Here is a 20,293-nt window from a genome sequence, read left to right on the forward strand (position 1 = left end):
GCAAGAAGCTCGCGAAGGGGACTCGGGTAACGGGGCTGTCATTTTAGGCGCCTGTGCATTGCCGCCCTTCGCCGCCGCCGCCCTACCAGCCCCAGCCGATGTGCAGTGGCAGGTACACCAGCATGCCCACCACGATGGTGCCCAGAATGCCGCGGCGCCAAAAATAGTAGGCAACGGCGCACAGCACGGCGGGCAGGCGCGCATCTTTCAGCGTGGTGATGAACGCGCCGTGCGCCATGAAAATCTCGGGCGCAATGACCGCCGTGAGCGCGGCCAGCGGCGCATATTTGAGCCCGCGCTTAAGCCAGTCGGGCAGGGGCAGCTCGCGCTCGGGGATCATGAAGAAGGAACGCGTCACCAGGGTGAGCACGGCCAGACCCGCCACCGCGACAAAGGGTTCCAGCCAGTCCCAGCTCATGGATGCAGCTCCTCGCGCAGGGCCACCGCGTCGCCCGCCTCGACCTGTTCGAGCTCGTCGGCGCCGATCATGCTGTCGGCCGGCACCAGCAGCACCTCGGGCTTGTGGCGGCGCCGGTCCACGGCCTCGATCAGCAGGCCCACGGTGACCGCAGCGGCAATGGCCACCAGGATGTTGAGCTTGAGCGGCAGGGCAAAGGCGGCGATGGCTGCCGTGGCGGCCACCCCCGTGGCCAGCCAGGTGGCACGGTCGAACAGCAGCGACAGCAGCACCCCCAGCAGCGCCAGCACACCGGCAAAGCCGAGCCCCCAGGACACGGGCACGGCGTTGGCCAGCAAAATGCCGGCAATCGACGGCACCTGCCAGGCCAGCCAGTTGGTGGTGGCGGCGCCCCAGAAATAAGGCAGCTGGTCGGGCTCGGGCTGCGGTTCGGGAAAGCGCTTCATGAAGGCCACGAAGATCACGTCGCCGCTGAAGTAGCCAATGGCCAGGCGCTGGCGCAGCGGCAGGTGGGCAAAGTAGCTGCGCCACAGGCTGCTGAAGATCACGAAGCGCAGGTTCACGCACGACGCCGTGAGCCACACCACCCACAGTGGTGCGCCGGTGGCCAGCAGCGGAAGCACGGCCAGCTGGGCGCTGCCGGCATACACCAGCAGCGACATGAAAATCGCCATGGACACCGAGATGCCGCCCTTCACCATGGCCACGCCCGTCACCAGGGCCCAGGCGGCGATGCCCAGCGAGGTGCCGGCCATGTCGGTGATGGCCAGGCGAAACGCCGGGTGGCGCACGGTCTGGCGGACCGCCTGCAGGCTCATGGCGCGGTCGGCGCGCCCGTGGCGCCGGGCGCTGGCCCGGCCCCCAACACCATGCCGGGCTGCAGCGGGAAGCCGCGCAGGAATTCGGAGGCCGGCAAGCGCTTGCCACCGGCGCGCTGCAGGGTGGTCAGGCGCAGGGCATCTTCGCCGCAGGCCACCAGCACGCCGGTGTTGTCTATGGACAAAATCTCGCCGCAACGCTTGTCTGGCAAGCGCTGATAGCTACTCATTTCATAGTCCCAGAGTTTGATGTTCTCCGTGCCCAGCGTGGTGCTGGCCCCAGGAAAAGGGTCGAAGGCGCGGATCTGCCGGCCAATCACCTGCGCTGGCAGCGACCAGTCCACCGCGCTTTCGGATTTTTCGATCTTGTGGGCATAGGTCACGCCCTGCTCCGGTTGCTGGACAGGCTGCAGGCCACCGCAGGCAGCCAGCTCCAGGGCCTCCACGATCAGCCGGCCACCCAGGTTGGCCAGGCGGTCGTGCAGCGAAGCGGTGGTGTCGCGGGGGCCAATGGGCAGCTTTTCGGTCAGCAGCATGGCGCCAGTGTCCAGGCCCGCATCCATCTGCATGATGGTGACGCCCGTCTCGGTATCGCCCGCCTGGATGGCGCGGTGGATGGGGGCGGCGCCGCGCCAGCGCGGCAGCAGGCTGGCGTGGATGTTGAGGCATCCATGGGCCCCCACGCTCCCCGCTGCGCGTGGTTCGCTGCCCCCCGAGGGGGCCTTCGCGCCTTCGGGCGGCCGTGCGGCGCTCATGGCATCCAGCACCCACTGCGGCAGGATGAGGCCGTAGGCTGCCACCACCATGGCATCGGCCTGCGCGGCCAGCAGCGCTGCACGGGCGGCAGCGGCGTCTTCGGGGAATTTGCCGTCCAGGCGCAGGCTGCGGGGCTGGGCCACTGCAATGCCATGCTCCAGGGCGCATTGCTTGACGGGCGAGGCCTGCAGCTTCATGCCCCGGCCGGCGGGGCGGTCGGGCTGCGTGAGCACGAGGGGCACGGTGAACCCGGCGTCCAGCAGACGCTGCAATGCCACGCGGGCGAATTCGGGGGTTCCGGCAAAGATGATTTTCATGGAGAAGGGGCGGCGGCGGATCAGAAATCCCTGTCATCGCCCGGGGGCTGGTCGTCGGTGAAGAGCAGTTGGCGCACGGTGCCGGCGCGGTCGATGTGGATGTGCGCCAGGCGCGGTTCGTAGTCGTCCATGAACCGGTAGGTCCAGACATCGCCGTCAAAGCGGGCCACCCGCTCGACCAGCATCGGCGGGCCGAAGGCGCGCTCCACGTCGGCCCGGCTCCAATGGTCCAGTGCAATGCCCGAAAAGCGGGCGAAGGTCAGCACCTGTTCGACGCGTTCCAGGTGGCCGGTGGCATCGAAGTCGAGGTGAAATACCTGGCGGCCGGCCGGCAGGGTGGAATAGAGCAGGCGCTCGCGGTGGCCGTCCAGGGCGGTCGTGCTGTGCGGTGCGCCCAGTCGGGCCAGCACGTCGGCGCGGCGGGCGCCGGGCTTTTCCCGGTCGGGCGAGGCGCAGGCCGACAGCAGCACCGCCAGAACCAGCACACTGGCGCCCATGCCGAGGCGGCGCAGAACGCTCACTCGCGCGCTTCCCGCTGCTGCTTGAGCAGCTTGGTCTTGATGCGGTTGCGCTTGAGGGGCGAGAGGTATTCCACAAACACCTTACCCATGAGGTGGTCCATCTCATGCTGGATGCAGATCGCCAGCAGTCCGTCTGCCTCGATCACGCGGGACTGGCCCTGGGCGTCCAGCGCCTGCACATGCACCGCATCAAAACGCTCCACTCCGTCATAAATGCCAGGCACCGACAGGCAGCCTTCTTCGTTCAGGTGCTTTTCGGCGCTGGCCCAGACAATCTCGGGGTTGATCAGCACCAGGGGTTCGTTGCGTTCCTCGGAGACGTCGATGACCACGACGCGCTCGTGCACGTCGATCTGCGTTGCCGCCAGGCCGATGCCATGGGCGTCATACATCGTGGCGAGCATGTCCGCCACCAGCGTCTGGATGCGGGCATCCACGGCCTGAACCGGCTGGGCGACCTTGTGAAGACGAGGGTCCGGGTAACAGAGAATGGGAAGAATGGCCATGGATGAAGGTGAAAGCTGTGGGTATTTTCGCCACTTTTGGCCGGCGCTGCAGCCCCCGGCCGCAATATTCGTTGCCCGATCAAGGGCTTGAGCAGAGAATCTAAAATGGTTTGTAACGTATCTGCCCGGCGGCCTGCATGGCGCAATCGACCGCGGCGCCAGAGAGGGGGCGTTTCACAATGCATCACAAAAGGAACAGCATGACGGCATTCACCAGCGTGTGGCGAACCGCCCTGGGCGCATTGACAGTACTGGCCGGCGCCATGCTGGCCGCTCCGGCCCAGGCGCAGAACTACCCGGTTTCCAGTGGCCAGCGGGCCACGGCGCAACAGGTGGCCGAACGTGGTGTTCCTCTGTCTGAACTGGCGCCGTCAGCGCCCGACACCTATGTCGTGAAACGTGGCGACACCCTTTGGGGTATTGCGGGCATGTACCTGAACCGCCCATGGCGCTGGCCCGAGCTGTGGGGCATGAACCTCCAGGCCCTGCCCAATCCCCACCTGATCTTTCCAGGCCAGACGCTGTATCTCGAAAAAAACGGCGGTTACGCGCGCCTTCGCACCAGCGCCCGCGGCACGCCTGAGACGGTGCGGGTATCGCCGCGCACGCGCAGCGACAGCCTGGCCGACTCCGCCCTGCCAACGCTCAAGCCGCATCTCATCGAGCCCTTCCTGGTGGAACCGCTGGTGGTGGACGCCGAGGTGCTGCAGCGCGCGCCGCGCATTGTCGCCACGGTGGATGAGCGCGTGCTGATGGCCGACGGTGATCGGGCCTATGCGCGGGGCGACGCGTCCAGCCCGCTGCGGGTGGAACCGGGCGCGTCCCGCCACTACCGCGTTTTTCGGGATGCCATTGCCCTCAAGGATCCCCTGACGGGTGAAATCCTGGGCTACGAGGCGCAGTACGTAGGCAAGGCCGAGTTGGTGCGGGGCGAGTCGGTGGAAGAAACGGCCGATGGCAAGGGCGGTATCGCCTACGACTATGTGCCAGCCACCGTGGAGTTGTCAGCGACCAAGGAAGAGGTCCGCGCCGGCGACCGGTTGCTGCCAGCACCAGCGCGCGCCTTTGTCAGCTACACGCCGCGCGCCCCCCAGATGAAGGTCGATGCGCGCGTGGTCTCGATCTATGGCGGCAACTCGGTGTCCTACGCGGCGCAGAACCAGGTCATCGCAATCAACCGGGGCACGCAGGACGGCATGGAAGCCGGCCAGGTGCTCCACATCCTGACCAAGGGCGATCGCCTCAAGGACACGACGGATGCAGCCAAGACCGTGATCAAGCTGCCCAGCGAGCGCAATGGCCACGTCATGGTGTTCCGCACATTTGACCGGGTTTCCTACGCCTTGATTCTGGAAATCCGCACCGGCGTGCGGGTGGGTGATCGCCTGATCAATCCTGAATAAGGATGGGATCGAAGCCCGCGCGCGGTTGCCTCGGGCACGAGAACCTCTCCACCCGCCCCATGGAACGCGATGAACTTGCCGGCTGGCTGCGCCTGGCGCTGACACCGGGCGTTGGCAACGGCACTGCCCGCCGCCTTTTGGCGGCCTTCGGTCTTCCGCAGGTCATTTTTCAGCAGTCCGAGGGCACGCTGGCGCAGTGCGTGACGTCCGCCCAGGCGCAGGCCCTGCGCCTGGTTCCGCCCGGTCTGGCGCAGCAGCTGGAGACCACCTGGGCGTGGCTCCAGAGCGCGGCGCCCGAGGGGGCCGCACGGGTCTTCCTGACGCTGGGCGATGGGCGCTACCCGCAGGCCCTGCTGGAGACGGAAGATCCTCCCCTCGTGCTGTATGGCATCGGGCCTGCTGCGGTATGGGCTGCCGACCCCTTTCCCGCCGCACGCTGCCTGGCCATCGTGGGCAGCCGCAACCCTACCGCCCAGGGTGCGGACAACGCGCGGCAGTTCGCACGCGCACTGCATGCGGCGGGGCTCACCATCGTGTCCGGGCTGGCGCTGGGGGTGGATGCCGCCGCGCACGAGGGGGCGCTGGACAGCGCGGTGGCGGGCGCCGCCGTTCCCGCCACGATTGCGGTGGTGGGAACGGGGCTCGACCGGGTGTACCCCCGCCAGAACCTGGCGCTGGCCAGGCGCATCGCCGCCCATGGCATCCTGATCAGCGAGTACCCCTTGGGCACGCCGCCCCTGGCGGCGAATTTCCCCAAGCGCAACCGCATCATTGCGGGCCTTTCGCAGGGAACGCTGGTGGTGGAGGCGGCATTGGCATCGGGCTCACTGATCACGGCCCGGATGGCGGTGGAGCAGGGGCGTGACGTGTTCGCCATTCCGGGCTCCATCCACGCGCCCCAGTCGCGCGGCTGCCATGCGCTGATACGGCAAGGCGCCAAGCTGGTGGAATCGGCGCAGGACGTGCTGGAAGAACTGCAGCTCCCTGCTCCAGAGGCAGCGCCGCAGCCAACCGCCCCTGGCATGACCCCATCGAAACCGCCCGAAAGCGCGCTGCTCCAGGCGATGGGGTTTGATCCGGTGGGGCTGGATGCCCTGATGGCGCGCACAGGCATGGACACCGCCGCCATGCAGGTGCAGCTGCTGGAGCTGGAACTGGCCGGTGCCGTGGCCCGGCTTCCGGGCGGGTTGTTTCAACGCATGGGCAGCGCCTGAACGGGCCCGGTCTGCGGACCGGCCGGGTCAGCCCGGATCAACCCAGCAGCCGCTCCGGGTTGGCGTCCAGCTTGGCCAGCGCATCGCGCGTGGCGCGCAGGGTCAGGCCTTCCTCGTCCTGGGCCACTAGCAACCCGGATTGCAGGTAGGCCGCCAATCGGCGCAGCTGGATGAGATAGCTGCTGCCGTCCGTGGCGGCAAAGAGGTGCAATTGCTTGCGTTGGCTCTGCCAGGCGTATTGCACCTGTGCCGACGCGCCGTTGTGGTCGAGGGTGAACCATGTGCCCCGCTGCAACTCCTGGGCCCAGGCCACCATGGCGTCGTCCACCGGCGCTCCGTTGTCGGCGATGACGTGGATGGATGACGCATCGATACCGAGCATCATTTCGATGTTGTCGGCATTGAGCGGCATGTCGCCCAGCGTGGCATCCCCGATGAAATCTTCCAGGTTGGCCAGGCGTTTGGCCATGGCGTCGATGTGTGCCTGCGGGATGGAGGCCGTCTTGGACAGGAAGGCATCGGCCAGGGTATCGGTCAGCACCTTGATCTGGGCGTCCTGGGCTACTCCATTGATCCCCATCAACGCCAGACCCTGCCGCAGACGTTGCAGCAGGCCTGGCAGACTCTGGATGACTTTAGCCCGGTCGCTGCGGTTGGGCTTGGCGCTGGCCGCCCAGACCAGATCGGCCGCCGTGCGCTTGAAGGTGACCGTATCGGCGTGCTGCGGCCCTTCGCGCACGGCGGACAGCGCCAGCACCTCGGCCCAGGTCTTGAAGAGGAACTCCCGAATCTCCTCGCGCACCGGCATATCGCGCAGCATGGTGCGCAGCTCGATCGTGTACTGGATCGCCAGCGTTTCCTTCTGCTCCACCTGTTGTGCCACGCTGACGAGGCGCGAGGTGGCCTGCTTTTGGGTCAGGAACTTCGACAAGAATTTTTCAAATTCGTCGTACACCAGCTGAAAGACCCGCCGTCCGGTCTCGGGGTATTGCTCGATCACCTGCACCACGCGGCGGATCTCTGCCTCCAGGGCGCTGCCGTTGATCGTGGTGGCATCAAACCCCATTACGCACGCCCCCATGCGGTCAATGAGCTGGCGGGCCGGGTGGGCAATGTTGCTGAAGAACTCGGGCTCCGCCAGGGCCACGCGCAACACCGGCACCTGCAGGCGCGCAAACCACACACGCACGGCCGGGGGAATGCGGTCCTCGGCCAGAATGCTCTGGAACATCAGCGCCACCACCTCGATGATGGCTTTTTCTCCTGCCGTCGAGGCCTTCTTCTTCAATTCGGTGGAACGCTCCCGTACCGCGCCCGCCAGCTGCACCACAGCGGCCGGGCTGTAGTCTTCGATGAGCGTGGCGACGCCGCTGTAATAGGTGTCAGCCTGGACGCGGTGGGCCGTGAGGGCATGCGCCAGCGCGGCCGATGCGGGTGGTGCGTTGACCAGGTCAAAGCCGGTGGCGGGCTGGGTGAGCAGCCGCCGCAGTTGCCCCATGACGCCCTGGGCCCGCAGGCGTGCACGCGACAGTGGGGTCATGCCGGTGGCGAAAGCCGTTCCCGTTCCCATGCCCTGTTGCTGGGGCTGCCTCTGTGGTGCGGCGCGTGTGGCGGCCATGGCCTCCCGGCTTTGCGTCAGTGCCTGCGATGCCAGTCCGGCCGCTGCGGCATCGCTGCCTGCCACCGTACCGCCCTCGGTCCGGCGCACGCGCGAGCGCAGGTCGTTTTGTGGGGTGACGCCCTGCTCCACATAAAACACATTCACGGCCTGGTATTGCTTTTGCAGCAGGTTGGCCAAGTCGCGCTGCAGGGGGTCCACCACAGTCAGCAGATCCGTGCGCGGCAAGCCGGCCTTGCACCATTGTTCGACGACGATCAGGCAGACGGCCTCGGGGCGCAAAATGTCATTGCTGTCGAGATCCTGGCCTTCTAGGTACTGGGTTCGCTGCCGCACCGTGTCGAGCTGGTGACTGACCTGTTCGGTGATCGTGAGCGCCATGCGGGAGGCGGCGATCTTGTTTTCCACCACTTCGTCGCTGAGCAACTCGAAGTGGCCGCCAATGGCCCGGGTCTCGCGTGTCGTGCTGATATGGGGGGCCAGAGCCTCGCGCAGTGCACTGTCCAGGTTCGCCACCCAGTCGCGGTGCTGCTGCTGGTACAGCTGCCAGGTATCGCGCCGCGACTGCATCTCACGCTGCGTGCCGGTCTGGGACATCAGCTGGGTCAGGAAATCCAGAATCGTCTTGTCCACGTCGAGCAGCCCGGCGCAGATTCCTTCCACAAACTTCTGGCGCGCCTGGCGGGCCAGGCGGCGCTGCGGCAGGGAAGGGGAAGGGGCGGGCATGTCTCAATGGTAGCGCGGTAGCGCCTCAGACCGTGGCCCCTGCATTGGGGTCGTTCGGGTCTTCATCCTTCCTGGCCACCTTGACAAGGTCTTCCCGCTTCACGCCCAGCCACATGGCAATGGCCGCTGCGACGAACACCGACGAGTAGATGCCGAACAGGATGCCGATCGTCAGTGCCAGCGCAAAGTTATGCAGGCTGGGGCCGCCAAAGAAGAACATCGACAGCACCATCGCCTCGGTGGAGGCGTGGGTGATGATGGTGCGGCTCATGGTGCTGGTGATCGCATGGTCGATCACCTCGTGCGTGTTCATCTTGCGGTATTTGCGGAAGGCCTCGCGAATCCGGTCGAAGATCACCACCGATTCGTTCACCGAATAGCCCAGCACGGCCAGCACCGCCGCCAGCACCGAAAGCGAGAACTCCCACTGGAAGAACGCGAAAAAGCCCAGGATGATCACCACGTCGTGCAAGTTGGCAATGATGGCGGCCACGCCGAACTTCCACTCGAAGCGAAAAGCCAGGTAGACCACGATACCCACCACCACCATGGCCAGCGCCATGAGGCCCCCGTGCACCAGTTCTTCGCCCACTTGCGGGCCGACAAACTCGGTGCGCCGCAGCGTCACGGCCGGATCGGCCGCCTTGAGCGCGGCAATGACCTGCTCGCTTTGCTGGGCAGAAGTCACGCCCTTTTGCACAGGCAGGCGGATCATCACATCGCGCGCGGTGCCGAAGTTCTGCACCTGCACGTCGGTATAGCCCAGGCCGGAGACCGTCTCACGCACCTTGGCCAGTTCGGCGGGCTGGCTGTAAGCCACTTCCATCACGGTGCCACCGGTGAACTCCACCGACAGGTGCAGGCCGCGCGTGAGCAGGAAGAACACGGCCAGCGCAAAGGTAATGAAGGAAATCGCGTTGAAAACCAACGCGTGCTTCATGAAGGGGATGTCTTTTTTGATGCGAAAAAATTCCATGGCCGCAGTCCTCTTTAGTTCGTTTTGGCCACAGCGGTGTCGGCGTCTGGTTTCCAGACCTGTCCGATCGACAGGCTCTTGAGCTTTTTCTGGCGGCCATACCAGAGGTTCACCACGCCGCGCGAGAAGAACACGGCCGAGAACATGCTGGTCAGGATGCCGATGGTGTGCACCACGGCAAAACCGCGCACGGGCCCGGAGCCAAAGGCCAGCAGCGCCAGACCCACGACCAGCGTGGTCACGTTGGAGTCCAGGATGGTCGCCCAGGCACGTTCGTAGCCCGCGTGGATGGCCGCCTGCGGCGACAGGCCATCGCGCAATTCCTCGCGGATGCGTTCGTTGATCAGCACGTTGGAATCGATCGCCACACCCAGCGCCAGCGCCATGGCGGCAATGCCGGGCAGGGTCAGCGTGGCTTGCAGCATCGACAAAATGGCCAGCAGCAGCAACACGTTCACCGACAGCGCCAGGGTGGAAAACACCCCAAACAGCCGGTAATACACGCACATGAAGGCGGCCACGGCCACCATGCCCCAGACCACGCTGTGGATGCCGCGCTCGATGTTGTCGGCACCCAGGCTCGGGCCAATGGTGAATTCCTCGATGATCTCCATCGGCGCGGCCAGCGAGCCGGCACGCAGCAGCAGCGCGGTGTCGTTGGCTTCGGCGGTCGTCATGCGGCCCGAGATCTGCACGCGGCCACCGCCGATTTCGCTGCGAATCACAGGGGCTGTGACCACTTCGCCCTTGCCTTTTTCAAACAGCACGATCGCCATGCGCTTGCCGATGTTTTCGCGCGTGATGTCGCGGAAGATGCGCGAGCCCTTGGCATCCAGCGTCAGGTTGACGGTGGGTTCCTGGGTCTGGCCATCAAAGCCGGGCTGGGCGTCCGTAAGGTTCTCGCCGGTCAGGATGACCTGCTTTTTCACGATGACCGGCTGGCCGTTGCGTTCCAGGTAGCGCTCGGAGCCAAACGGCACGGGGCCCCGGCCGGCTTCGGCCGAGCGCGCTTCGGTGCCTTCGTCCACCAGGCGCACTTCCAGCGTGGCCGTGCGGCCCAGAATGTCCTTGGCCTTGGCCGTGTCCTGCACGCCGGGCAACTGCACCACGATGCGGTCCAGGCCTTGCTGCTGGATCACGGGTTCGGCCACGCCCAGTTCGTTGATGCGGTTGTGCAGCGTGACGATGTTCTGCTTGAGCGCCTGCTCCTGCACGCGGCGCGTGGCCTCGGGCTTGATGGTGGCGCGCAGCCGGAACTCGGTGCCGTCGGGCGTACTGACGGTCTGCAGGTCGGTGAACTGGTCGGAGATCAGGTTGCGGGTCGCCGTCTGCGTGGCTTCGTCGCGCACCTTGATGTCGATGGTCTGGCCATCGCGGCTGATGCCGCCATGGCGGATGTTCTTGTCGCGCAGCGCGGTGCGGATGTCGCCGGCATACGACTCGGCCTTCTTGGTCAGCGCGGCCTGCATATCCACCTGCAGCATGAAGTGCACGCCACCGCGCAGGTCCAGCCCCAGGTACATGGGGCGCGCATGCAGCGCCGTGAGCCAGGCCGGTGAGCGCGACACCAGGTTCAGCGCCACGATGTACGAGGGATTGGCCGGGTCGGGCACCAACGCCTTCTGGATGGCGTCGCGGGCCTTGAGCTGGTTGTCGGGGGTATCCAGGCGCGCGCGTACCGAGCCGCCGTCGAGCGTCACCAGGTCGGGCGTGACGCCTGCCGCCTTCAGCACTTCTTGCACCCGCTGCTGCACCTCAACATCCACCTTGACGGTGGCCTTGGCCGACGAAACCTGCACCGCAGGCGCTTCGCCGAAGAAATTAGGCAGGGTGTACAGGGCACCCACCAGCAGCACGATCACCAGGATCGCGTACTTCCAGACCGGGTAACGGTTCATGATCGCGCTCTTATCAGTTGTCCATGGCGCATGGCGCCAGCCCCTGCCAGGGATGCCGTGGAACTGGCTTTGCCAGGCCACTGGCATCGTCCCCCTTCCCGCGCGTTGCGCGAGAGAAGGGGGAAGCGGCGCAGCCGCTCAGGGGGATGTTCATCTTTACTTGACCGTGCCCTTGGGCAACACCTGCGCCACCGCGCTGCGCTGGACCTGCACTTCCACACCGCTGGCGATCTCGATGTGCAAGAAACCTTCAGACAAGCGCGTGACCTTGCCGACGATGCCGCCAGCGGTGGCCACTTCATCGCCCTTGGCGATGGCCTCGATCATGGCGCGGTGCTCTTTCTGGCGCTTCATCTGGGGGCGGATCATGACGAAGTACAGCACCACGAACATCAGCACCAGGGGCAGCATGCCCGTGAGCGAGGACATGATGTCACCACCGCCCGTAGCGGCGGCAGGAGCGGTCTGGGCAAAAGCAGAAGAAATAAACACGGACAGAACTCCACAATGGATGGGCAAAACACAAAACGCGCCGCCGGCACGCTTCACAAGCGCCGGCCGGGGCGGAACGGGGCATTGTATGCGGCCCCCTGCGGCGCGCCCAAGGGCTAAGACCCAGGCCGACGCCGGGTGTTTGCCGCGCAACGGTGAACTTCTCCGTGGCAGTTGAAAAAATGAATGAAAATGGCACGTAGCGCTTTATGGACAAGCGCTTGTAGCTATATATTTAATAGCATTACCCATACAGTGGCGCCGACTTTCATGGCCCGAAAAGCCCGCGCGCCGCTGTTCAGGCGGCCTGGCGCTGGGGCGCAGCCGCCGCGCCACCCCGCCACTGCACCAGCAGATCGTCCCATTTCGGGCGCACGGTTTTCAGGTGCCGCTCCTTCACATGCCCATAGCCGCGGATGCCTTCGGGAAGGCTGGCAATTTCCACAGCCAGCGGCAGCTTTTCGGGGGTGAGGCCCGCCAGCAGCTCGTCGATGCAGGCGCGGTATTCGACGATCAGCGCACGCTCCATGCGGCGCTCTGCGGTCTTGCCGAAGATGTCCAGCGCCGTGCCGCGCAGGCCTTTCATCTTGGCCAGCAGGCCGAAGGCGCTGCGCATCCAGGGGCCAAACGGCTGCTTGACCAGCTCGCCCTTGTCGTTCTTCTTGGCGGTCAGGGGCGGCGCCAGGTGGTGCACCAGCTTGTAGTCGCCCTCGAACATGTTCGCGATCTTGTCCGTGAAGGCCTTGTCGGTGTGCAGGCGCGCCACTTCGTACTCGTCCTTGTAGGCCATGAGCTTGAAGAGGTAGCGGGCCACGGCCTCGGTCAGGCGATGGGTGCTGCCCAGCTTGGCTTCTGCGGCCTTCACCTTTTCAACAAAGGCCTGGTATTCAGCGGCATAGGCTGCGTTCTGGTAGCCGGTCAAGAACTCCACGCGCTTGGCCACCATTTCGGCCAGCGAAGGCTTCTTGACGAACTGGATCACCTGCGCCGCCTGGAACAAGGCCTGCACTGCCGCCAGGTCGTGCGCGCAGCGGCGGCCCCATTCGAAGGCGGCCTTGTTGTTCTCGATCTGCACGCCGTTCAACTCCATGGCGCGCATCAGCGATGCGTACGTGAGCGGCACGCGGCCCTTTTGCCAGGCGTAGCCCAGCATCAGCGGGTTGGTGTAGATGCTGTCGCCCAGCAATTGGGTGGCCACCTGCTCGGCGTCAAAGCTGCCCACACCTGCCGCGCCCACGGCAGCGGCAATGGCGGCATCGCAGTTGCCGCCGGGGAACTGCCAGTCGGGGTTGTTCACAAACGCCGCCGTGGGCGTGCCGTGCGTGTTGAGCGCCACAAAGGTGCGGCCCGGCTGCATGACGGCCAGGGTGTACTTGTGCGCAGCCACGATGGAATCGCAGCCGATCACCAGGTCGGCCTTGGCCGTATCGACCTTGGTGGTGTAGATGGCGTCGGGGCGGTTGGCGATCTGGATGTGGCTCCAGGTGGCGCCGCCCTTTTGCGCCAGGCCACCGGCGTCCTGCGTAATGACGCCCTTGCCATCGAGGTGCGCCGCCATGCCCAGCAGCGAGCCGATGGTGATGACCCCCGTGCCGCCCACGCCGCCCACCACGATGCCCCAGGCGCTTTCAGCCACGGGCAGCACGGGGTCAGGGATGTTCGGAAGCGCCGACAAATCGCCCTTCTTCTCCTTCTTGGGCTTCTTGAGCTGGCCGCCTTCCACCGTCACAAAACTGGGGCAGAAGCCATTGACGCACGAGTAATCCTTGTTGCAGGTGCTCTGGTTAATGCGGCGCTTGCGGCCAAACTCCGTCTCCACCGGCTCCACGGAGAGGCAGTTGGACTTGGTGGAGCAATCGCCGCAGCCCTCGCACACCAGTTCGTTGATGACCACGGTCTTGTCGGGCGTGGCCAGGGTGCCGCGCTTCCTGCGGCGGCGCTTTTCGGTGGCGCAGGTCTGGTCGTAGATGATGGTGGTGCAGCCCTTGATCTCGCGGAACTTGCGCTGCAGCGTGTCGAGTTCGTCGCGGTGGTGCACCGTCACGCCGTCGGCCAGGGCCACGCCGTCGTACTTGTCCGGCTCGTCCGTCACGATCACGAGCTTGGCCACGCCTTCGGCCTTCAGGCTGTTCATGATCTGCAGCACCGAATGGCCCTCAGGCCGCTCGCCCACCGTCTGGCCGCCGGTCATGGCCACGGCGTCGTTGTAGAGCACCTTGTAGGTGATGTTGGTCCCCGCAGCGATCGCCTGGCGGATGGCCAGCAGGCCGCTGTGGAAGTACGTGCCGTCGCCCAGGTTGGCAAACACATGCTGGTCAGTGGAGAACGGCGCCTGGCCCACCCAGGTCACGCCCTCGCCGCCCATCTGCGTGAAGGTGGAGGTGTTGCGGTCGGGCATCCAGTTGGCCATGTAGTGGCAGCCGATGCCGGCCACGGCGCGCGAGCCCTCGGGCACGCGGGTGCTGGTGTTGTGCGGACAGCCGCTGCAAAACCACGGGGCGCGCTCGCCGGTGTCCACCAACAGAGACGTCATGGCGCGCTCACTGGCCTCAATGATGGCCAGGCGCGCCTCCATGCGGGCCACGATGTCGGCGGGCACGCCCAGCTTCTTCAGGCGCTTGGCAATGGCCTTGGCGATGATGGCGGGCGTGAGGTCCGCCTTGGCGCGCAGCAGCCAGTTCTGGCTGGGGTTGGGCATGCTCCATTCGCCGCCTGTGCCGTCACCCTCGGGCTCATCGAACTTGCCGAGCACGTTGGGCCGCACATCAGCGCGCCAGTTGTACAGCTCTTCCTTGATCTGGTACTCGATGACCTGGCGCTTTTCTTCCACCACCAAAATCTCTTGCAGGCCCTGCGCAAAGTCGCGCGTGATGGTGGCTTCGAGCGGCCAGACCACGTTGACCTTGTGCACGCGAATGCCCAGCTGGCGGCAGGTGTCGTCATCGAGGCCCAGGTCCACCAGGGCCTGGCGCGTGTCGTTGTAGGCCTTGCCGCTGGCGATGATGCCGAAGCGGTCTTGCTTGCCTTCGATGACGTTGTAGTTGAGCTTGTTGGCGCGGATGTACGCCAGGGCCGCGTACCACTTGTAGTCCATCAGGCGCGCTTCCTGCTCCAGCGGCGCGTCGGGCCAGCGGATGTGCAGGCCGCCGGGGGGCATGGCAAAGTCTTCGGGCGTGATGATCTTCACGCGGTCGGGGTCGATGTGGATGCTGCTGGACGACTCCACTACCTCCTGGATGGTCTTCATGCCCGACCACACGCCCGAGAAGCGGCTCATGGCAAACGCGTGCAAGCCCATGTCCAGAATCTCTTGCACGCTGCTGGGGAAGAACACCGGCGTGCCGCAGGCCTTGAAGATGTGGTCGCTCTGGTGCGCCGCCGTGCTGCTCTTGCTGATGTGGTCGTCGCCCGCGATGGCGATCACCCCGCCATGCTTTGCCGTGCCCGCCATGTTGGCGTGCTTGAACACGTCCGAACAGCGGTCCACGCCCGGGCCCTTGCCGTACCAGATGCCGAACACACCGTCGAACTTTTTGCTCTGCGGGTACAGATCGAGCTGCTGCGTGCCCCAGACGGCCGTGGCGCCCAGCTCTTCGTTCACGCCGGGCTGAAAGACGATGTGGTTCTCGGCCAGGTGCTTCTTGGCGGCCCACAGGGCCTGGTCGTACGTGCCCAGCGGGCTGCCCCGATAGCCGCTGATGAAGCCGGCCGTGTTGAGCCCCGCCGCCGCATCGCGCTGGCGCTGCAGCATGGGCAGACGCACCAGGGCCTGCACGCCGCTCATGAAGGCGCGGCCTTCGCCCAAGGTGTATTTGTCCTCCAGGGTGACAGTCTCTAGGGCTCTGCGGATCGATTCGGGCAAGGGGGCGTTCATGGCTGTCTCCGTGGGGATGGCGGCCCTGCCACCACCTTGTGGGCGGCAGCGGGCGTCGAAATAGATGGCTTGCAGGCAGTTTAGGCAGGCGCGCCGGATATGTGCTTTCGTTTTTATGCCGTGTTTACCCTTGATTCAGAAAGGATCTTTCTTAAAATTGCCACAACATGAACAATTTAGACAAATACGACCTCGCCATCTTGCAAGAATTGCAGGCCGACGCCCGCCTGACCAATGCCGAGCTGGCCCAGCGGGTGGGGCTGTCGGCCGCGCCGTGCTGGCGGCGGGTGCGGGCGCTGGAGGAGGCCGGGTACATCAAGGGCTACCACGCCGAGATCGACCGGCACAAGATCGGCCTGGGCGTGCTGGCCTTTGTGCGGCTCGACGCTGACCGCAGCACCGGCAACCTGACGCGGGCCATGGAAGAGGCCATTCGCCAGATTCCCGAAGTGGTGTCGTGCCACTACATCAGCGGCACCGGCACCTTCGAGCTGCAGGTGGTGGCGCGCGACCTGGACAGCTTTTCGCTGTTTGCCCGCGACGTGCTGCTCAACCTGCCCAATGTGAAAGACATGCACACGAGTTTTTCGCTGGGCGAGGTGAAAGCCAGCGGCGCCCTGCCCCTGGCACAACTGGCACGGGCGCGCACCTGATTGCTATTTATTAGATAGCTACATGCGCTTTCTGGTAAAGGGCTTGCGGCTGTTTTTAATCAAATTCTGATCGGTGCAAGCCCATGGGCTGTTGCGGGTCGCCAAGGCAGGCGCTGCGCTGGCGGGCCGGACACCGCACAATGGCGGGGCATGCCCCCACAGCCACCCCACGACAGCGCACACAGCGTCTTCCCTGCCGCACCGCCGCCCGCGGCCAACCGGCCGCCGGCACAAGCGGCCGCCGCCGCCCTGGACGCTGAACAGGCCGCCACCGCCACGCTGGGCGAAAGCGCCGCCCAGCGGGCCTCGCTCTCGCCCCTGGCCCCCCTGACGGTGCCGGTGTTTCGCATGCTGTGGCTCACCTGGGTGGCGGCCAACACCTGCATGTGGATGAACGACGTGGCGGCCGCCTGGCTCATGACCACGCTCACCACCTCACCCATCCTGGTGGCGCTGGTGCAGTCGGCCTCCACGCTGCCGGTGTTTTTGCTGGGCCTGCCCAGCGGCGCGCTGGCCGACATCCTGGACCGGCGCCGTTATTTCATCGCCACGCAGTTCTGGGTGGCCGCCGTGGCACTGGTGCTGTGCGCGGCGATCCTGGTGGGTGGCATGACGGCGCCGCTGCTGCTGGCCCTGACTTTTGCCAACGGCATCGGCCTGGCCATGCGCTGGCCGGTGTTCTCGGCCATCGTGCCCGAGCTGGTAAGCCGTCCGCAACTGCCGGCGGCCCTGGCGCTCAACGGCGTGGCCATGAACGCGTCGCGCATCATCGGCCCGCTGCTGGCGGGTGCCATCATCGCCAGCGCTGGCAGCGCCTGGGTGTTTGTGCTCAATGCCGTGCTATCGGTTCTGTCTGGCCTGGTCATCATGCGCTGGAAGCGCACCCATGTGCCCAGCCCGCTGGGGCGCGAAAAGCTGCCCAGCGCGATGCGCGTGGGCCTGCAGTTCGTGCGCCAGTCGCCGCGCATGCGGGCCGTGCTCTGGCGCATCGCCCTGTTCTTCCTGCACGCCACGGCGCTGATGGCCTTGCTGCCGCTGGTGGCCAGGGGGCTCGGCGGCGGGGGTGCGGGCACGTTCACGCTGCTGCTGGCGTCCATGGGGGCGGGCGCCATTGTGGCCGCCATGTTTTTGCCTCGGCTGCGCCAGGCCATGGCGCGTGATGTGCTGGTGATGCGCGGCACGCTGCTGCAGGCGGCCGCCATGGCGGTGATGGCCATTGCGCCCAATGTCTATGTGGCCGTGCCCGCCATGGTGCTGGGCGGCATGGCCTGGATCACCACGGCCAATTCGCTCAGCGTGTCGGCCCAGCTGGCACTGCCCAACTGGGTGCGCGCGCGGGGCATGTCGATCTTTCAGATGGCCATCATGGGCGCCACCGCGCTGGGGGCCGCCTTGTGGGGGCAGGTGGCCACGGTGACGTCGGTGCACCTGAGCCTGGCGCTGGCAGCGCTGACGGGCGTGACCGCCATGGCCCTGGTGCAGCGCCTGGTGACGGATCGCCACACGGAAGAAGACCTGAGCCCCTCGCAGGCGTTCAAGGCCCCGGTGGCGGCCACGCCGCCGCAGGCCGGGCGCGTGGTGGTCACCATCGAATACACCATCGACCCGGCGCGCGCCGCAGAATTTCGCGCACTGATGCAGGAAAGCCGCCGCAGCCGCCTGCGCCAGGGGGCGCTGTCGTGCGACCTGCTGCACGACCTGGCCGACCCGGCGCGCTATGTGGAGCAGATCGTGGACGAGTCCTGGACCGAGCACCTGCGCCGTTTCGACCGGGTGACCGCCTCCGATGTGGCGCTGCGCGAGCGCAAGCTGGCGTTTCACCGGGGCGAATCGCCTCCCGTGGTGGTGCGCTACCTGATGGAGCGCTGAAACGACAGCGGGGCTTGTTGCCCAAAAAAGCTATCAAAACCATAGCTTTTAGCGCTTATTCAGCAAGGGCTAGAGGCCATTTTTACTCAAATATTGAGCGCAGGCCTCCCAAGGCAACACGCTGCGGCCCGCTCAGCGCGGCCACAGGGCCCACAGGCGCAGGCCCTGCTTGAGCCGCCCGGCCAGTTCGCCCGCCTCGGGCCCCCAGCCAGCGAAATAGTCGGCCCGCACCGCGCCCACGATGGCGCTGCCAGTGTCCTGCGCCATCACCAGGCGCTGCATCGACACCTGCGGGCCCTTGGACGCCAGCCACACCGGCGTGCCATAGGGAATGCTCTGGCGGTCCACCGCAATCGACCGGCCGGGCGTGAGGGGCACGCCCTGCGCGCCGCGCGGGCCAAACTGGGCGTCCAGCGGGCTCAAGGGCTCTTCGCGGAAAAAAACGTAGCGCGGGTTGCTCCACAAAAGCTCGTTGGTGCGCTGCGGGTTGGCATTCAGCCAGGCGCGGATACCGGGCCAGGTGGCATCGCGCGTGGCGCCCTGGTCCAGCAGCCAGCGGCCCACGCTCTGGTAGGGCTGGTCGTTGGTGCCGGCGTAGGCCACCCGCACGGTGGTAATGCGGCCATCGGCCTCGGTAATCTGCAGGCGGCCCGAGCCCTGGATGTGCAGCACCATGGATTCGACCGGGTCGCGCAGCCAGGCAATGGCGCGCCCCTGCAGCGCGGCCAGGGCCTCGGGCAGGGTGTCGATCTGCTGGCGTGTGAACCAGGGCTTGCGGGCGCCGTGTCCGACGGGCAGTCCGTACACCGGCACGGTGTAGCCGTTGCCGGGCTGGCGGGCGGCGTCGATCATGGGCTCGTAGTAACTGGTGAGCAGGCCTTCGGCATTGCCGTCGGCGGCTTCGACACGGTAGGGCTGCAGGCGCCGCACCATCCAGGCGCGCTGCTCGTCAGTGCTGGCAATGCTGAGCTGGCGCACTTCGCCGCAAAGGGGGGCAAAGGCGGGCGCCGGGCGCTCGCAGCCCTTGATCCAGGCGTTCCAGGCTTCGTGCAGGGCGTCGTCGGCAAAACCGGGCAGCTCGGCCCAGCGCACCGGCACCCAGCGACTCTTGGGCTGCACCAGGGCCGGCGGCAGTGGCCCGGTATCGCCTGGCATGGCCGTGTCACCGGGGGCAGGGATGGCCCCGGGTCGCGCGGGGCTTGGTGCGGGCGCGGTGGAGCAGGCAGCCAGCGTTCCTACAATCAGCGCCGTCATCACAAGGCGCAGGAGTGTCAATTTCATGGGGCTGATTTTGCTTGAAGCGTTGCTGGCGCTGGTGGTGCTCGCGCTGATTGTCTGGTGGACGATGTTTTCGGGGCGTAAACGCGGTGAACTGACGCCGCCGCCCGACAAAGACTCCGATCCGCCCGCGCCATGAGCGCAGCGCCGAAATCGCAAGCTTTCGTCCTACATGGCGCGTTCGTGCTGGCCGATACCCTGGTGAAGGCGTAGAGTGAACACTGCCGACTCACCATCGGATTTGCATTCCGTCCCATCATTTACAAGGAGCCTCACCATGCGCAAATACTTTATTCCCGGCGTCGTCGCCGTTGTCGTCCTGGCCACCGGTTGCGCCGAGATGACCGATACCCAGCGGCGCACCGCCACGGGCGCCGGCGTGGGCGCACTGGCCGGTGCCGTGCTCAGCTCGGCCACGGGTGGTCGCGCGGGCACAGGCGCCGTTGTGGGTGCCGGTGTGGGCGCCCTGGGCACCTACATCTGGTCGCAGAACATGGAGCGCCAAAAGCGCGAAATGGAGCAGGCCACGCAGGGCACGGGCATTGCCGTGACGCAGACGCAGGACAACCAGCTCAAGCTGGACATTCCGAGCGACATTTCCTTTGCCGTGGGCCGCTCGGACATCCAGTCCAACTTCGCACCGGTGCTGGACCGTTTCGCCGAGGGCTTGCGCAACAACCCGAACACCGACGTACGCATCATCGGCCACACCGACAACACCGGCAGCGATGCCGTGAACAACCCGCTGTCGCTGGACCGTGCGGCCAGTACGCGCAATTACCTCACGGGCCGGGGCATCGATGGGCGCCGCATCTCGATCGAAGGCATGGGTGAGCGCCAGCCCATTGCCACCAACGACACCGCCCAAGGCCGCAGCCGCAATCGCCGGGTCGAGATTTATGTAGGCGAGCGCCCCCGCGGCTAAAGCGCAGGCGCTTGCGCAGTGGCCCGACGCG

17 protein-coding genes are annotated in these 20,293 nt (G+C 66.2%); 6 read left to right on the top strand and 11 right to left on the bottom strand.

All coding sequences use genetic code 11. The annotated features are described in order from the left end of the window. Positions 1-82: 82 nt before the first annotated feature. Genes CCX87_RS18545 through def form a run of 5 tightly spaced genes read right to left on the bottom strand, consistent with a single transcriptional unit; the run spans position 83 to position 3,336 of the window. Positions 83-418 carry an AzlD domain-containing protein gene (locus CCX87_RS18545; RefSeq protein ID WP_087748016.1) on the bottom strand — a complete coding sequence of 112 codons (336 nt, stop codon included), beginning with the start codon at positions 416-418 and terminating at the stop codon, positions 83-85. Beyond that, positions 415-1,236, bottom strand: a complete 822-nt coding sequence (locus CCX87_RS18550; RefSeq protein ID WP_087748017.1) for an AzlC family ABC transporter permease — start codon at positions 1,234-1,236, stop codon at positions 415-417. Before CCX87_RS18550 ends, CCX87_RS18545 begins: the two co-directional genes overlap by 4 nt. Next, a complete protein-coding gene (gene fmt / locus CCX87_RS18555) occupies positions 1,233-2,309 on the bottom strand; it encodes a methionyl-tRNA formyltransferase (protein WP_087748018.1) in 1,077 nt (358 codons plus the stop codon). Before fmt ends, CCX87_RS18550 begins: the two co-directional genes overlap by 4 nt. Before the next feature lie 20 nt (positions 2,310-2,329). Then, the gene (locus CCX87_RS18560) at positions 2,330-2,830 is read right to left on the bottom strand and encodes a hypothetical protein (protein WP_335622371.1); all 501 of its coding nucleotides are present in this window, start codon (positions 2,828-2,830) and stop codon (positions 2,330-2,332) included. Beyond that, positions 2,827-3,336: a peptide deformylase gene (gene def, locus CCX87_RS18565; RefSeq protein WP_087748019.1), complete on the bottom strand. Its 510-nt coding sequence runs from the start codon at positions 3,334-3,336 to the stop codon at positions 2,827-2,829. Before def ends, CCX87_RS18560 begins: the two co-directional genes overlap by 4 nt. 200 nt (positions 3,337-3,536) lie before the next feature. On the opposite strand from def, the gene CCX87_RS18570 reads away from it, so the two are divergent. Together CCX87_RS18570 and dprA are read left to right on the top strand one after the other, a co-directional pair. Continuing rightward, positions 3,537-4,739: a LysM peptidoglycan-binding domain-containing protein gene (locus CCX87_RS18570; protein WP_087748020.1), complete on the top strand. Its 1,203-nt coding sequence runs from the start codon at positions 3,537-3,539 to the stop codon at positions 4,737-4,739. A gap of 59 nt (positions 4,740-4,798) precedes the next feature. Further along, positions 4,799-5,953, top strand: coding sequence for a DNA-processing protein DprA (gene dprA / locus CCX87_RS18575; protein WP_087748499.1), 1,155 nt, complete (start codon positions 4,799-4,801; stop codon positions 5,951-5,953). A 37-nt stretch (positions 5,954-5,990) separates the two neighbouring features. Here dprA and CCX87_RS18580 read toward each other — a convergent pair whose 3' ends face one another. The 5 genes from CCX87_RS18580 to CCX87_RS18600 form a co-directional block, all read right to left on the bottom strand. After that, a complete protein-coding gene (locus CCX87_RS18580; RefSeq protein WP_087748021.1) occupies positions 5,991-8,297 on the bottom strand; it encodes a DUF1631 domain-containing protein in 2,307 nt (768 codons plus the stop codon). Between the two features lie 25 nt (positions 8,298-8,322). Then, positions 8,323-9,273: a protein translocase subunit SecF gene (gene secF, locus CCX87_RS18585; protein WP_087748022.1), complete on the bottom strand. Its 951-nt coding sequence runs from the start codon at positions 9,271-9,273 to the stop codon at positions 8,323-8,325. Positions 9,274-9,287: 14 nt separating this feature from the next. Next, positions 9,288-11,171, bottom strand: coding sequence for a protein translocase subunit SecD (secD, locus tag CCX87_RS18590; RefSeq protein ID WP_087748023.1), 1,884 nt, complete (start codon positions 11,169-11,171; stop codon positions 9,288-9,290). A 156-nt stretch (positions 11,172-11,327) separates the two neighbouring features. After that, positions 11,328-11,663, bottom strand: coding sequence for a preprotein translocase subunit YajC (gene yajC, locus CCX87_RS18595; RefSeq protein ID WP_087748024.1), 336 nt, complete (start codon positions 11,661-11,663; stop codon positions 11,328-11,330). Between the two features lie 298 nt (positions 11,664-11,961). Beyond that, positions 11,962-15,537 carry an indolepyruvate ferredoxin oxidoreductase family protein gene (locus tag CCX87_RS18600; protein ID WP_087748025.1) on the bottom strand — a complete coding sequence of 1,192 codons (3,576 nt, stop codon included), beginning with the start codon at positions 15,535-15,537 and terminating at the stop codon, positions 11,962-11,964. 167 nt (positions 15,538-15,704) lie between these two features. Between CCX87_RS18600 and CCX87_RS18605 the strand changes: the two genes are divergently transcribed. Together CCX87_RS18605 and CCX87_RS18610 are read left to right on the top strand one after the other, a co-directional pair. After that, complete coding sequence (locus CCX87_RS18605; RefSeq protein ID WP_087748026.1) at positions 15,705-16,190, top strand: Lrp/AsnC family transcriptional regulator; 486 nt, start codon at positions 15,705-15,707, stop codon at positions 16,188-16,190. A 150-nt stretch (positions 16,191-16,340) separates the two neighbouring features. Next, positions 16,341-18,059, top strand: a complete 1,719-nt coding sequence (locus CCX87_RS18610) for an MFS transporter (RefSeq protein WP_087748027.1) — start codon at positions 16,341-16,343, stop codon at positions 18,057-18,059. A gap of 132 nt (positions 18,060-18,191) precedes the next feature. Here CCX87_RS18610 and mltA read toward each other — a convergent pair whose 3' ends face one another. Then, complete coding sequence (mltA, locus tag CCX87_RS18615) at positions 18,192-19,340, bottom strand: murein transglycosylase A (protein ID WP_232476445.1); 1,149 nt, start codon at positions 19,338-19,340, stop codon at positions 18,192-18,194. Here mltA and CCX87_RS21160 point away from each other — a divergent pair. Both CCX87_RS21160 and CCX87_RS18620 read left to right on the top strand, forming a co-directional pair. After that, entirely contained in the window at positions 19,339-19,476 is a 138-nt protein-coding gene (locus CCX87_RS21160; RefSeq protein ID WP_198314814.1) for a hypothetical protein, read from the top strand. The two genes, mltA and CCX87_RS21160, sit on opposite strands and share 2 nt — an antisense overlap. Positions 19,477-19,614: 138 nt before the next feature. Continuing rightward, positions 19,615-20,262, top strand: a complete 648-nt coding sequence (locus tag CCX87_RS18620; protein ID WP_087748028.1) for an OmpA family protein — start codon at positions 19,615-19,617, stop codon at positions 20,260-20,262. The last annotated feature ends 31 nt before the right edge of the window (positions 20,263-20,293 follow it).

Origin of the sequence: Acidovorax sp. T1, assembly GCF_002176815.1 — a bacterium.
GTDB lineage: Bacteria > Pseudomonadota > Gammaproteobacteria > Burkholderiales > Burkholderiaceae_C > Acidovorax.